Genomic DNA, 14,045 nt, shown 5'->3' on the forward strand with positions numbered 1-14,045 from the left:
GTCGCTGGCGAGTTCGTACTGGTAATTAATGCAAGGATCGGCTGGAATCGGCAGGAAGATGCAGGAATACGGGGCATGGAATCAATCATTAAACACCTGGTAGAAATTACCGGGCATCGCGATCATGATTTACTGAATATTTCAGTAATTACTGCGCTGCGTCAATTGACCAACGCGGAATCGGCGCGGGTATTGGATGTGGTTTCTGTCGGCCAGCAAGTCTTTATCAAGCCGCATATAAGTATAGAAAATGACAATGTCGCGATTGCCGACGAAACCCAGGCGTCCCCTGCTTCCCATGACTCCATCGAGCTTTACCCTCACTTGAAAGAGGGGATTGCACAAAAACAGCAAGTCATAGAGCAAGTCATAGAAGGCGGCAAAATTATCTGGCTGCCGATCTGGATCAATGACAAATTGCATACTTGCCTGGAAATTTACAAGCCTGCCAATTACACCACGACGGCGATGGAAGTCGTCAACGGCATGCTGATCGTCTATCGCAATTTCCAAAATCTGCTTGACTATAGTGAGCGCGACTCATTGACAGGTTTGCTGAACCGCAAGACTTTTGATGATAATTTTTCCAAGGTTTTGCGTAGCAGTGCCTTGCAGCAGCAGGCCAGCACAGAGGCTGAGCGCGCAGAAGAAGAACGCCGCAGCCATGAGCCTGAGCGTCAGCACTGGCTGGCCGTGCTCGATATTGATCATTTCAAGCGTGTGAATGATCAGTTCGGACATCTGTATGGCGATGAAGTGCTGATCCTGATCGCCAATCTCTTGCGCAGTTCTTTCCGCCCCTCAGACCGCCTGTTTCGTTTTGGCGGTGAAGAATTCGTCATCCTGCTGCGTTCGACTTCGCAGGAAGATGCCAATACCATCTTCGAGCGCTTCCGTCAGAATGTGGAGCAGCATTATTTCCCGCAGGTCGGCACGGTGACCATCAGCATAGGCTATGCCCGTATAGATCCGTTCGAACCCGCTGTTGCTATCGTAGGCCGGGCTGACCAGGCCCTGTATTTCGCCAAGACCAATGGCCGCAACCGGACTTGTTTTTATGATGAACTGGTGTCCAGCGGTGATTTGAAGATTGAAGTTTCCAACGATACCGCTGAATTTTTTTAGGATGGAGCCTGGTCTGGCCTTATTTGACTGCTCAGTTGATTGATGACGGGATTATTGAAGTAATAATGGCGCTGCAGTGTTGCAGCGCCATTGTTTTTTATGCGGGCAATTCTCAGGCAACGATTAACTTATCAGCTGGCCGTCTGTTCCTTATGCTTGTGCGCGCTGGTCAGCACTATCACGCTGCCAAGTATGATGCTCATCGCCAGCATCTCGCGCATGGACAGGTGTTCGCCACCAAACACCACGCCCAGGGCAACCGCAATGACGGGATTAACATAGGCATAACTCGCAGCCAGGCCAGCCGGTACCTTGGACAACAAATACATATAGGCAGTAAATGCCAGCAGCGAACCTGCCACTACCAGATAAGCCCAGGCTGCCATCGCATTGATGGTGACTTCCCCTGTCAGTTGCTCACCCTTGCCCAGGCTGATGATGAACAGGAACAGGCCACCGACCAGCATTTCACTTGCAAAGCCCATGCCGCCTGCAGCCATCTTGAGTTTCTTTTGCGACAAAATCGAACCTACGTCCCAGCATAGTATTGCGCCCAGCAAGAACAATATGCCTAAAGGCTGAGCCGAGAACTGGCCGTCAGATGCCAGCAACAGGGCACCGGCAAAGCCGCAGAGTATGCCTGTCCATTCGCGGCGCTTGGGCCAGTCACCAAACATGCCGGACAAGCCAGACAAGATCATTGGTGAGCAGGCAATGAAGACGGCAGTGAGGCCGGAAGACACATATTGCTGCGCCACCGCCGTCAGACCAGTGCCACCGCCCAGCATCAGGATGCCGACGATGCCGCCATCGCGCCATTCACGCAAACTAGGGTTGGGTGCACCGCGCCATTTTTGCCATGCATACAAAATAGCACCGGCTACCAGGAAGCGCGTACCTATCATCATGAAAGGCGGGAAAGCCTTCAAAGCCACCTGTATGGCAAAGTAAGTGGAACCCCAGACTATATAGACGGTAAGCAGGGCGAGTAAGACTTGACGTGGCAGATGGCGCATGGCTGAGGAGGCATGGATTAAATTCAGGTAATCAGTGTATGTCAGTGAGTTTGAATTTTGAATGGATAATCAAAGGTAAATCAGGTACATTTCTTTTAATCTCAACGAAAAAGCAGGTTTTCCCCGTGAAAATAGAATTGGATATGATGGATGGCAAAATCCTCGAGATTTTGCAGGCCGATGCCAGGGTCACCATGGCCGAGATAGGCCGCCGCATACATTTAAGCCAGCCTGCCGTGACCGAAAGGGTCAAGCGCATGGAGGCCGCCAATGTCATCACAGGCTACCACGCCAGGGTCAATCCCGAGGCGCTGGGTTATGGCATTACGGCTTTTGTCCGCATTGCCAGCCGCGCAACCGATACGCCGGTACTAAAAATTGCCGAGCAAGTGCCTGAAGTAGTTGAATGCCATGCCATTACCGGCGAAGATTGCGTGATTGTCAAAGTAGTCGCGCCATCAGTGCGCGAGCTGGAGCGCGTGATTACCAGTCTTGCGCGTTGCGGTGTGACTTCGACTTCCCTGATCCTGTCTTCATCGATAGAAAGACGGGCCATCAAGCCTGTGGAATAAAAAATGGAATTGCGCCAGCTACGTTATTTTGTCGCCATCGTTGATCACGGTTCACTGTCGCGCGCAGCGCGTGTGCTGCATATCGTGCAACCGGCGCTGACCCAGCAATTGCAGCAACTTGAAGAAGAGCTGGGTGCGACCCTGTTGCACAGGTCGGCGCAAGGCATGCAAGCCACTGATGCCGGCAAGATATTCTATGAACATGCGCTGGCGATTTTGAAGCAGGTCAGCGATGCCAGATCAGCCGTCGCCCAATCGACTGACAAACCCAGTGGCACAGTGGCACTGGGCATACCGCAAAGTGCTTCGGGTGCGCTGGCTTTTCCTTTATTGAAAGCTGTACGCACGGCTTACCCCGATATCGTGTTCCAGCTGACAGAAGAATTGACCGGCAACCTGACCGAGCAATTACGCTCAGGCCGTTTGAACCTGGCGATTTTGTTTGATGACGGCCAGCTCGGCGGTTTTGCCACCAAGCCGCTGGTAGAAGAAGAAATGATGTACATCACCCGCAAGGATTCTCAGTTCGCCTGCAAGCGCAAATCGATCACCCTGGCGCAAGCCTTGCAGGCCACCCTGATTTTACCCAGCATACAACATGGTGTGCGGCCACGCATAGAACAGGTGGTCAGGGAGCAGGGCAAGCACATAGAGAATGTCATCGACATCACCTCGATAGCGATTTTAAAATCTGCGTTGATGGCTGATATGGGGGCGACCATCTTGCCAGTATCACCGATGCTGGCAGAAATCGAGCGCGGCGAAATGCGTGCCTGCCCCATCAGCGATGTGCAACTATCGCGTACCGTGACTCTGTGCGCCTCCAAGAATATCCCGCTCACCAATGCAGCTATGGCAGTAGAAAAACTGGTGCTGGAACTGACCCGCGATTTGAGCATGAGTGGCAAATGGCTGGGCACCAGCAACCTGGTGGCGCAATAATGGATGGGCTGGTGTATTGGAACAAGATCAAAAAACCAGTCTTCACAGGCTGGTTTCTGTTCTGGCTATTGATGGTGGCGGTAGCCGTGCAAGATCACCTCAAAGGTGGCGGCAAACATATCTGGGAACCCATCTTCTGGGAAAGCTCTTCTGCCCTCGTCGGCACACTGCTGCTCTTGCTGCAAAGGCGCAAGCTGACTGACAGGCATTTATTGCAGACGCCAGCCAGATGGTTCTGGCAGCAAATCCTGCCTCTGCCTTTGTTCAGCACTGTATTTGTGGTGCTGGTATATAGCCTGCGTCACTCGGTATATGCCTTGCTGGGACTCAGCTATCAGCATGATGGCTGGATCAAGGTGTATTTTTATGAGTGCAGCAAGATATTCATGTTCTTTGGCATGTTTTATGTCGTGATTTTTGGCTTGCAAGCCTATGCTTCTTTGCTCGAAGAAAAAGAGAATGCAGAAAAATCCCAGGCGCTGTTACGTGATGCACAATTGCACAGGCTGACGCAACAGATGCAACCGCATTTCCTGTTCAATGTACTCAACACCATTTCATCACTGATGTACACCGATGTCAAACTGGCTGACACTGCTCTGAGCGAGATCGCCGCACTCTTGCGCGCCAGCATGGACCTGGGCCAGCACAGCGAAACCAGCCTCGCAGATGAATTGAAGCTGCTGCAAGCCTATGCAAAACTCATGAGTCTGCGCTTTATCGACAGGGTAGAGATCAACTGGGACATTGCTGACGATGTACTAAGCAGTAAAGTACCGGTCATGAGCCTGCAAACCATACTGGAAAACAGTTTCAAGCATACCGTGGAAAAACGCAGCCAACTTACTCACATCAAGATCACGGCATATAAAGAGGCAGCGCAAGTCATCTTACGCATTGAGGATGATGCAGGGCATTTGCAGGATAGTGTACAAAGCTCGGGCGTAGGTATCAGCAATTTACGCCAGCGTCTGCAAGTCCTGTATCAGGATAAAGCCAGCTTACAATTGACCGATCTGAGGCCATCTGGCGTCATGACCGAGCTGCGCCTGCCCATTGATACCGGAGGCATGGCAACATGAAAATTCTCATCGTTGATGACGAAGCTTATGCCAGGGACAAGCTCAGACGCCTGGTAGCCGAACATGTGGCAGATGCCGTCGTATCAGAAGCCAGGGATGGCAGGGAAGCACTGGAGTGCATACAAAAACAGCAGCCCGACCTGGTTTTCCTCGACATACAAATGCCGGAGATGGATGGTATTACCGTCGCCAGTCAACTGGCAGCACCTGTGCCACTGATCGTTTTTGTCACTGCTTATGATCAGTTTGCCCTTCAGGCTTTTGATGCGAATGCGATAGATTACCTGCTCAAACCCTATGATGAGGCGAGGTTCCTGCGCGCCCTGCAAAGAGTGAGTGAGCGCAGGAGCAGCGCAAGGAAAATACAGTCAGAACAACATTTGCTCCTGAATGAAAAAGGCCGCGTCACTGTCATTAAACTGGCCGACATCATACGACTGGAAGCTGCTGATAATTATGTGATGATCTTTACCAGCCAACAGCAGCACATGATGCGCCAGACCTTATCGGGTTTGCAGGACAGGCTGGGGCAGGGCTTTGTGCGTTGCCACCGTAGCCATATCGTCAGGCTGGACCAGATTACCCAGGTCTTGCCAGCCCAAAAGGGCGATGCTGAACTGCTGCTGCAAGATGGCCTGCGCCTGCCATGCAGCCGTCAGCACAGGGATGAGGTCGTACAGGCACTTGCCAGCTAAGTCCTGGTTGAGATTTCCATTTCACCCCTGCTCACATCCAGTCCGCCACATTTTTCTGGTATGAATTTGATCACGCTTTTAGTATCGCGTCTGTGTTCATCAATGACCAGAAAAAGAGCCATGTCAAATTCAAGCATAGCAATGCCAGGTTTGCCGTCCCAGCGTTTATATTTTCTCGACTGGGTCAGGATCATCGCTTTCTTCCTGCTGATTCTGTATCACGTAGGCATGTACTATGTAGAGTGGGGCTGGCATGTCAAAAGTCCGCATGCCAGCAGCGCGATACAGCCGTTGATGATGTTGACCAATCCCTGGCGTTTGAGCCTGCTGTTTTTCATTTCTGGTGTGGCATCTGCCTTCATGCTGGAAAAAATCGCTACTGGCAAATTCCTGCACAGCCGCAGCCTGCGTCTTTTGCTGCCGCTGATCTTTGGCATGTTCGTCGTGGTGCCGCCACAAGCTTATTTCGAAGTGGTGGAGAAACTGGCCTATGCCGGCAGTTATGGCGAATTCATGCAGCTCTATGTGCATCACTATCGCGGTTTCAAGATAGAAGGCAAGGTATTGGACCTGCCAACCTGGAATCACCTGTGGTTCGTCACTTATTTGTGGGTATATAGCGTGTTGCTGTGGTTCTGGCTGGCTTTCAAACCTGCATGGTTCCAGGCTGCCCGCAACTGCTTGCAAAAGCAGATGAAGGGCTGGCGCATTCTGGTTTTGCCTGTTGCTTACCTGGCGCTGGTGCGCATGGGTTTGTTCAGTTCTTACCCGCCGAATAATGGCCTGGTGGCCGACTGGTATAACCATGCCTGCTATTTGTTTATCTTTACATTCGGTGCCCTGATTGCCAATTCCCAGGCATTCTGGCAAGAGCTTGCCAGCATGCGCTGGCTGGCACTCAGAATCGCTGCATGTGGCTGGCTGTTCCTGATCATCTATTTCAGCTTTGAGTATGACGCAACACCGAAGTGGTTCATCATGCTACAGCGCGGCGTGTGGGTATGCATGGCCTGGTCAGCGATTGTTGCAGCCTGCGGTTATGCGAAGCAGTACCTGAACTTTGACAGCCCGGCAAGGCGCTATCTGACGCAGGCAGTGTTTCCTGTGTATATCCTGCATCAGACTTATATCGTCATCATGGCGCATGGCATGAAACCGCTGGCCTTGCCTGCCCTACCAGAAGGCATCTTGCTGGTGGCGCTGACAGCAACGACCTGCTTCCTCAGTTACGAGATCATACGCCGGGTGTTTTTCCTGCGCCCACTGTTCGGACTTGATCATGGTTTGGCTTACAGGCCAAGAGCACTGAGCCCGGGATGATCATCTGGCCTCTTGCCCTGGGGCCAGTGGAATAAACGCTGATCTGCGCTGATGCGCAGATCATTGATGCTGGCAAAACGTTTATGCATGAGGCCATTCTCAGCAAATTCCCAGTTCTCGTTGCCATAAGAACGCGTCCAGTTGCCTTCATGGTCGCAACTCTCATAGGCAAAGCGTACGGCGATGCGGTTCTCGCTGAATGCCCATAATTCCTTGATCAGGCGGTATTCACGTTCTGCTGCCCATTTGCGCTGTAAAAATTCCCTGACTTGCTCGCGCCCCTGCGGGAATTCATGGCGGTTGCGCCAGACCGTATCCACCGTATAAGCCAGCACCACCTTGTCCGGGTCGCGGGTATTCCAGCCATCTTCTGCCATACGTACTTTTTGTATTGCCGTCTCCAATGTGAAGGGGGGTAAGGGTGGGCGTGCAATTTCTAATGACTTATCCATTTTCATTCGTCCTTAAGTAAATATCGTGAGTTGAGTTATGAATACTCAAATTTACGCAATATCGTTTGTCTGAAGAATAGCCATGATTTACAATTAATTATTGTAAATAACGGAATAATCGCCGGAGTGCCATGGACAAGCTGCATCTGATGACCGTATTTGTAGCCGTTGCCGAAGAAGAGGGCTTTGCCGCTGCAGCCCGTCGTCTGGCCATGTCGCCGCCTGCAGTGACCCGCGCTATCGCAGCGCTGGAGGCCAGACTGGGCGTCAAGCTGCTCAATCGCAGCACCCGCTTTGTCAGGGTCACAGAAGCCGGTCAGCGTTATCTGGAAGATGCCCGCCGCATCATTGCCGATGTCGAGGCTGCCGATGAAGCCACGGCAGGTATCAATGCCGAACCACGTGGTCATCTGGCAGTTACTGCCCCCGTCATGTTTGGCAAAATGTTTGTCATGCCTGGCATCGTCGAATATTTGCAGCGCTATCCCGCGATGGATGTGTCTGCGCTTTTCCTCGACCGTGTCGTTAATTTGCTGGAAGAGGGCATTGACGTCGGCGTGCGCATAGGTGAATTGCCAGATTCCAGCATGAAGGCAATACGGGTAGGGCAGATACGCCGTATATTGTGCGCCTCGCCCGCTTATCTGCAAGCGCATGGTACGCCAGCCAGTCCGCATGACTTAAGCGGGCATAGCATTATTGCCGCCACCGGCGTCACCCCCATGGTCGAATGGCGCTTTACCCATGCAGGCCAGAATATGGCGATCAAGGTCAAGCCACGCCTCACGGTCAGCAGCAATGATGCGGCCATAGAAGCCAGCCTCGCAGGCCTGGGCATCAGCCGCTTGCTGTCCTACCAGGTGGATAGGTATTTTGATGGTGGGCAATTATGCCGCGTCATGCAGGCATACGAGACTGCGCCATTGCCCGTGCATGTGGTACACAGGGAAGGCCGCTATGCAAATGCCAAAGTGAGAAGTTTTGTCGATCTCATCGTCGCACAGTTGCGTGCAGCCATGGTGCAGCATTGAATTCCTGGGTGAGAGATGTGATGAAAACCAGCAGGTGTGCTTACCCTGTTGTTTTTCATATTGACAATATGTTGACACTGGAAAACCCAGGGTGTTATATTTTGCCTGGATTTATGGGAACGTTTCCAATTGTATTCAGCCGATGTGACTGGGCATGATGAGATGCGGGAATTTCCATGTATGCAGTAACAGGTATAACGAGAAAAAAGCAGAAGAAAGCAGAAAAATTGCAGACCACGATCTGCCATCTGCACCCGTGGAAACTTAGGCGGAGACAAAATGTATAAAACCAATAAACCGGTGCTTGCCCTGCTACTCGGTGGCCTTGGCGGCCTGGTAGCCGCGAGCATGTCTGCACATGCCGCAGGTCCCAAGGCTGAAGTCATGCACTGGTGGACATCCGGTGGTGAATCGGCGGCTGTCGCCAAATTTGCCGAAGCTTATCGTGCCGCTGGCGGTGTCTGGACAGATACTGCTATCGCCGGTGGTGACCAGGCGCGTTCCGTTGCCATCAACCGCATGGTCGGTGGCAACCCGCCCACTGCGGCGCAATTCAATATTTCCAGGCAATTCCAGGATGTCGTCGAGCAAGACATGCTCAATAATGTCGATGATGTCGCTGCCAAAGAGAACTGGGACAAGACCCTGCCTGAGCCCATACGCAATGTCCTCAAGATCAAGGGGCATTACTATGCCGTACCGGTGAATATCCACATGCCAGCCTGGATATGGTATTCAAAATCCGCATTCAAAAAAGCCGGCATAGACAAAGAACCAGCCACACCAGATGAACTGTTTGCTGCTCTCGATAAACTCAAGGCAGCCGGCCTGATACCGCTGGCGCATGGTGGTCAGGCCTGGCAAGAGACTATCGTCTTCATGGCCATGCTGGCCAATGTAGGTGGCAAGGACCTCTACCTGAGTGTCATGCGTGACCGTAACGTCACTGCCATGAATTCAGAAGCCTTTCGCAAGGTGTTGCTGAGCTTCAAGCGCTTGCGCTCTTACATTGACACAGCATCACCTGGCCGTAACTGGAATGACAGCACAGCCTTGCTCATCAAAGGCGCAGCGGGCATGCAAATCATGGGTGACTGGGCTTTGGGTGAATTTGTCGCGGCCAAACAAGTCGCTGGCCGCGAATATGGTTGCATGCCAGGCCTGGGACCAAAAGCACCTTATCTGATACAGGGCGATGCTTTTGTTTTTCCAAAAACCAGCAATCCAGAAACCATCAAGGCGCAAAAGCTGCTGGCCAGCATTGTGGTGGCACCTGGCCCGCAACTGGAATTCAATAAGCTCAAGGGTTCCATCCCAGTACGCAATGATCTTGATGTGACACAGTTGAACCTTTGTGCGCAGACCGGACTGGAAATCATGAAGGACAAAAGCCGCAATGCAGGCATAGGTGAGATTTACCTGACGCCAGACCAGAATGGTGCCCTGACCGATGTGCTGACAGCTTACTGGAATACCAATATGGCTGTAGAAAAAGCACAAAAGAATATCATCGCTGCATTGAAAAATTAAGTAGCATATTAATACCCCACCAAGCGCCATCTCGCCCATGTCAACCAACCAGCCCAGCGCCAGATTCAAAGGCAAGCTGCATACCAAACTCATACCTCAAGCTGCCTTGCTGCCTATGAGCCTGACGGTGGTATTCGGCTACTTGGCAACCTTATTGTGGACATTGAAGATTTCATTAAGCAGCTCACGCACTCTGCCCGTCAATAACTTTGTCGGCCTCAGCCAGTATGAGCGTCTGTTCGACAATGAGCGCTGGCTGTTGTCGCTGAATAACCTGGCCATCTATGGTGTGCTGTTCATCCTGGCTTGCGTCATCATCGGCTTTTTGCTCGCTGTCTTTATAGACCAGAATGTCACGGGCGAGGGCGTGCTGCGTACCATCTTCCTTTATCCCTATGCCATGTCATTCGTCGCCACCGGCCTGGTGTGGCAGTGGATGCTGACGCCTGGTGTGGGGATACAAGAAGGCATACGACAATTGGGGTTCAAGGATTTTCAGTTTGACTGGATAGTTGATCAGGACATGGTCATTTATACCGTTGTCATTGCCACCGTGTGGCAGGCATCGGGTCTGGTCATGGCGATGCTGTTGGCAGGATTGCGCGGCATAGATCAGGACATCTGGAAGGCTGCCCGCATGGATGGCATACCCACCTGGCGGGTATACCTGTCCATCATCATCCCCATGCTGGCTCCCAGTTTTGCCACCGTATTCCTGTTGCTGGCAACGGCTGTCGTCAAACTGTTTGATGCGGTCGAAGCCATGACCCAGGGTGGCCCAGGCACTGCCAGTGAAGTACCGGCAAAATTCATCATGGATCACTTGTTTGGCCGCGCCAACCTGTCACTTGCATCTGCCGGCGCCATCATGATGCTGCTGCCCGTCCTGGCACTATTGATACCCTACGCCTATGCCAGAGCGCGCAAGGGCAAAACATGAGGACAAACACAAAGCGCACATGGACGCCAGCACGCATAGGCATCTATGCCTTTTTGCTGACTGCTGCGGCATTCTTTTTGCTGCCGCTGTATATCATGCTGGTGACCTCTTTCAAATCGATGGAAGAAATCCGCCTGGGTAATATCTTTGCCTTGCCCATGCACATGACGTTAGAACCATGGCGGCAGGCGTGGAGCACGGCCTGTACAGGCGTGGCCTGTGAAGGTATCAGTAGCGGCTTCTGGAACTCAGTGGCGATCACTTTGCCCAGTACCGTGCTGGCGATTTTTCTGGGTGCGCTGAATGGTTACGCATTGTCATTCTGGCGGCCGCGTGGCTCACAACTCCTGTTTGGTATTTTGCTGGCGGGTGCTTTCATTCCTGTGCAAGTCATGATGTTCCCGCTGGTGCGGGTGCTGGCGGCGCTGAATATGTTCAGCACCCTGCCTGGCATCGTCCTGGTGCATGTGATCTTTGGCATGCCCATCATGACCCTGCTGTTCCGCAATTATTATCTAGGCATACCGCAAGAACTGTTTCATGCCGCACGCATAGACGGCGGCGGATTTTTCCGCATCTTTGTGCAATTGATGCTGCCCATTTCCCTGCCCATGATAGTCGTGGCCGCCATCATGCAAGTCACCGGAGTATGGAACGATTACATCCTCGGCCTGGTATTTGCGGGGCGTGAACATTTGCCGATGACAGCACAATTGAATAACGTCATCAATACGACGACCGGTACCAGGATGTATAACGTCAATATGGCAGCAACCATATTGACGGCCTTGCTGCCGCTGGCTATTTATTTTATTTCAGGCCGCTGGTTTGTGCGTGGCATTGCCGCTGGTGCGGTGAAAGGTTAAGGACGGGTGCATGGCATATGTAAGTCTCAAGAATTTGGGGATACAGCTGGGTGGACAAAAGATCATCGATCAATTGGATCTGGATGTGGAGGAGGGCGAGTTCCTGGTTTTGCTAGGGCCATCCGGCTGTGGCAAATCGACCTTGCTGCACAGCATAGCTGGTCTCATTGATATCGCGGCAGGCAGCATAGAAATCGCAGGCAAGGATGTCAGTTATGCCGAACCCAGTGACAGGCAGATAGGCATGGTATTTCAGTCTTATGCACTCTACCCGACCATGACGGTGGAAAAAAACATGTCTTTCGGCTTGCGCATCAATGGTGTTGCCAAACCAGAAGTACAGGCCCGCATCACCAGAGTGGCAGAGATGCTGCAATTGCAACCCCTGCTACAGCGCAGGCCCGCGCAATTGTCTGGCGGGCAAAGGCAGAGGGTAGCAATAGGCCGTGCCCTGGTCAGGGAAGCCAGGGTGTTTTTGTTTGATGAGCCACTATCAAATCTGGATGCCAAGTTACGTACAGAATTGCGCCGTGAACTCAAGTTGCTGCACCAGAATCTCGGTTCTACCATGTTGTATGTGACACACGATCAGGTAGAAGCCATGACCCTGGCCAGCCGTATCGTCGTCATGCGGGCTGGCAAGATACAGCAACTGGGCACGCCGTCTGAAGTATATGAGCGACCGGCCAACCTGTTTGTGGCAGGTTTTTTAGGTGCGCCAGCCATGAACTTTATTGCGGGCAAGCTCAATGAAGAGAAGCAGTTTGGTCATGAAATGATCAAGCTGGATTTATCGGCTTATGCGTCTCAGGCAACATCGTCAGTGCAGGATGTGATTTTGGGTATCAGGCCAGAATATATGCAGGTGCAGACAGATGGTGCGTACAGCGGTGAGCTCAGTCTATTGGAACCCATGGGCAATCATCAACTCTTATGGTTGACTATGGGTAAGCAGCAGTTGTGTTTGCTGGACCATGAAAACCGGCAGTTCAAGCTGGGCGAGACGGTACGCTTTGACATACACACCGACAGGGTTTCCCTGTTTGATGCAAAAACAGAGTCACGTTTATGATTGAAGAAGATAATTTACGGTAGCCGTTGTAAAAATTTTATATACTGGCCGGATCATCAACATGGAAAAGAATCAAGTGGCGACTATCAAGGATGTGGCCCGCCTGGCGGGTGTGGGACTGGGTACGGCATCGCGTGTCGTCAGTGGCAAGGGCTCGGTGTCTTTGAAGACGCAGGAGCGTGTGCGCAAGGCTATCGCCGAACTGGATTTCCGGCCTTCCCACGCAGCACGCAGCCTCTTGTCTGGCAATTCGCAGATGATAGGTGTGTATATCCCTGTGCTCAAGGGTACTTTTTACATGCCCATCCTGCAGTCCATCGATACAGAGTTGCGTCTGGCGGGTTTGCACATGGTGGTTGCATTCGGTGTCGGCATAGGCGATGAGCGGCGTCAGGGTGTGGAAGGCATAGAATTCCTGATGGAGCGTGGTTGCGATGGTCTCATCGTCATGAGTAATGTGCTGACAGATGAAGATTTCTCTATCCTGGGTCAAAAGCGTGACCGCCTGGTTGTACTCAACCACGAATCAGCAACTATTGCTGCCCAGTGCTTTACCGCCGACCATGTGCAAGGTGGCGTCATGGCGGCCCGTGCCCTGCTGGAACACAAGCACAAAAAAATTGCAGTGATTGCAGGCCCTTCGACTGCGCCAGATAATGTGGAAAGGATTAACGGCTTTCTGGCAGAGCTGGCCAGTGCAGGGATTGATACTGCAAGCATGTGGGTAGCCGAGAGCGATTTCTCGCCGGAAGGAGGATGGAATTGTGCCAAGGAATTATTGGATTCAGGCCGTCCTTTCACCGCCCTGTTTTGTGCCAATGATGAAATGGCCCTGGGGGCGCTGTCGTACTTCCAGCAAGCTGGTATTTCAGTGCCGCATGATGTCTCCGTCATTGGTTACGATGACACCATGAGTGCCGCCTATGCAGCACCGCCTTTGACTTCTGTGCATATCCCATGGCGTGATGTCACGCTCAGTGCATTGAATGAATTGCTGAACCGTTGCTATGGCTTGAAAAGACCTGTGGTGCGCAATTACCCGATTAAAGTCACCATGCGTGCCTCCCTGGCAAAGCCATCATCGCAACGGCACAAGTCTGTTTGAATTGCCGGTGAGAATCGCTTGCGCATGGATAAGATTTACTGCCCGGGGTCAGTCGGCAGGATCTTGAATGGTGAAGAAAAGATAGCTGGTTTTTGGGACAGGATTTGTTGCAAAAATACTGCAAGCAGGCGGGAAGAGAATGAATAGATTTTCTTGACTATTCATTTTTTTTATGAAAAGATGGAAACCTTTCCATGATGTGGATGAAGCAGGACTTTATCTTTGTCTGCATGTTAAGTGGAGCTTTCTCTCTCAGCTGCTAAATGGCATTGTGAAAGTCGGGGGTGATCAGGTGAA

At 52.0% G+C, this 14,045-nt stretch carries 14 protein-coding genes; 12 read left to right on the plus strand and 2 right to left on the minus strand.

Going from position 1 to position 14,045, the window contains the following annotated elements:
• The first annotated feature begins 75 nt into the window (after positions 1 to 75).
• Positions 76 to 1,125: a GGDEF domain-containing protein gene (locus tag UNDYM_RS00565; RefSeq protein ID WP_162039272.1), complete on the plus strand. Its 1,050-nt coding sequence runs from the start codon at positions 76 to 78 to the stop codon at positions 1,123 to 1,125.
• 131 nt (positions 1,126 to 1,256) lie between these two features.
• Here UNDYM_RS00565 and yedA read toward each other — a convergent pair whose 3' ends face one another.
• Complete coding sequence (yedA, locus tag UNDYM_RS00570) at positions 1,257 to 2,141, minus strand: drug/metabolite exporter YedA (protein ID WP_162039273.1); 885 nt, start codon at positions 2,139 to 2,141, stop codon at positions 1,257 to 1,259.
• A 125-nt stretch (positions 2,142 to 2,266) separates the two neighbouring features.
• Between yedA and UNDYM_RS00575 the strand changes: the two genes are divergently transcribed.
• From UNDYM_RS00575 to UNDYM_RS00595, 5 genes are all read left to right on the plus strand, one after another.
• On the plus strand, positions 2,267 to 2,713 hold the full coding sequence (locus UNDYM_RS00575; protein WP_232063183.1) for an Lrp/AsnC family transcriptional regulator: 447 nt from the start codon (positions 2,267 to 2,269) through the stop codon (positions 2,711 to 2,713).
• A gap of 3 nt (positions 2,714 to 2,716) precedes the next feature.
• The gene (locus UNDYM_RS00580) at positions 2,717 to 3,655 is read left to right on the plus strand and encodes a LysR substrate-binding domain-containing protein (RefSeq protein ID WP_162039275.1); all 939 of its coding nucleotides are present in this window, start codon (positions 2,717 to 2,719) and stop codon (positions 3,653 to 3,655) included.
• Complete coding sequence (locus UNDYM_RS00585) at positions 3,622 to 4,737, plus strand: sensor histidine kinase (RefSeq protein ID WP_232063654.1); 1,116 nt, start codon at positions 3,622 to 3,624, stop codon at positions 4,735 to 4,737. The genes UNDYM_RS00580 and UNDYM_RS00585 overlap by 34 nt, the downstream gene beginning before the upstream one ends.
• Positions 4,734 to 5,432 carry a LytTR family DNA-binding domain-containing protein gene (locus UNDYM_RS00590; RefSeq protein WP_162039276.1) on the plus strand — a complete coding sequence of 233 codons (699 nt, stop codon included), beginning with the start codon at positions 4,734 to 4,736 and terminating at the stop codon, positions 5,430 to 5,432. Before UNDYM_RS00585 ends, UNDYM_RS00590 begins: the two co-directional genes overlap by 4 nt.
• Before the next feature lie 120 nt (positions 5,433 to 5,552).
• Positions 5,553 to 6,752, plus strand: a complete 1,200-nt coding sequence (locus tag UNDYM_RS00595) for an acyltransferase family protein (protein WP_162039277.1) — start codon at positions 5,553 to 5,555, stop codon at positions 6,750 to 6,752.
• Here UNDYM_RS00595 and UNDYM_RS00600 read toward each other — a convergent pair.
• Positions 6,722 to 7,204 (minus strand): nuclear transport factor 2 family protein, encoded by a 483-nt coding sequence (locus UNDYM_RS00600; RefSeq protein ID WP_162039278.1) that lies wholly within the window; start codon positions 7,202 to 7,204, stop codon positions 6,722 to 6,724. The genes UNDYM_RS00595 and UNDYM_RS00600 overlap by 31 nt on opposite strands.
• A gap of 131 nt (positions 7,205 to 7,335) precedes the next feature.
• Between UNDYM_RS00600 and UNDYM_RS00605 the strand changes: the two genes are divergently transcribed.
• From UNDYM_RS00605 to UNDYM_RS00630, 6 genes are all read left to right on the plus strand, one after another.
• Positions 7,336 to 8,235 (plus strand): LysR substrate-binding domain-containing protein, encoded by a 900-nt coding sequence (locus UNDYM_RS00605; protein WP_162039279.1) that lies wholly within the window; start codon positions 7,336 to 7,338, stop codon positions 8,233 to 8,235.
• A gap of 279 nt (positions 8,236 to 8,514) precedes the next feature.
• The gene (locus UNDYM_RS00610; protein ID WP_162039280.1) at positions 8,515 to 9,765 is read left to right on the plus strand and encodes an ABC transporter substrate-binding protein; all 1,251 of its coding nucleotides are present in this window, start codon (positions 8,515 to 8,517) and stop codon (positions 9,763 to 9,765) included.
• Positions 9,766 to 9,880: 115 nt separating this feature from the next.
• Positions 9,881 to 10,705, plus strand: a complete 825-nt coding sequence (locus tag UNDYM_RS00615) for a carbohydrate ABC transporter permease (RefSeq protein WP_232064313.1) — start codon at positions 9,881 to 9,883, stop codon at positions 10,703 to 10,705.
• Positions 10,702 to 11,571 carry a carbohydrate ABC transporter permease gene (locus UNDYM_RS00620; RefSeq protein ID WP_162039282.1) on the plus strand — a complete coding sequence of 290 codons (870 nt, stop codon included), beginning with the start codon at positions 10,702 to 10,704 and terminating at the stop codon, positions 11,569 to 11,571. The genes UNDYM_RS00615 and UNDYM_RS00620 overlap by 4 nt, the downstream gene beginning before the upstream one ends.
• A 10-nt stretch (positions 11,572 to 11,581) precedes the next feature.
• A complete protein-coding gene (locus UNDYM_RS00625; protein WP_162039283.1) occupies positions 11,582 to 12,643 on the plus strand; it encodes an ABC transporter ATP-binding protein in 1,062 nt (353 codons plus the stop codon).
• Between the two features lie 76 nt (positions 12,644 to 12,719).
• The gene (locus UNDYM_RS00630) at positions 12,720 to 13,748 is read left to right on the plus strand and encodes a LacI family DNA-binding transcriptional regulator (protein ID WP_162044384.1); all 1,029 of its coding nucleotides are present in this window, start codon (positions 12,720 to 12,722) and stop codon (positions 13,746 to 13,748) included.
• Positions 13,749 to 14,045: the final 297 nt, after the last annotated feature.

The organism is Undibacterium sp. YM2, from assembly GCF_009937975.1.
In the GTDB taxonomy this organism is placed as follows: domain Bacteria; phylum Pseudomonadota; class Gammaproteobacteria; order Burkholderiales; family Burkholderiaceae_D; genus Undibacterium.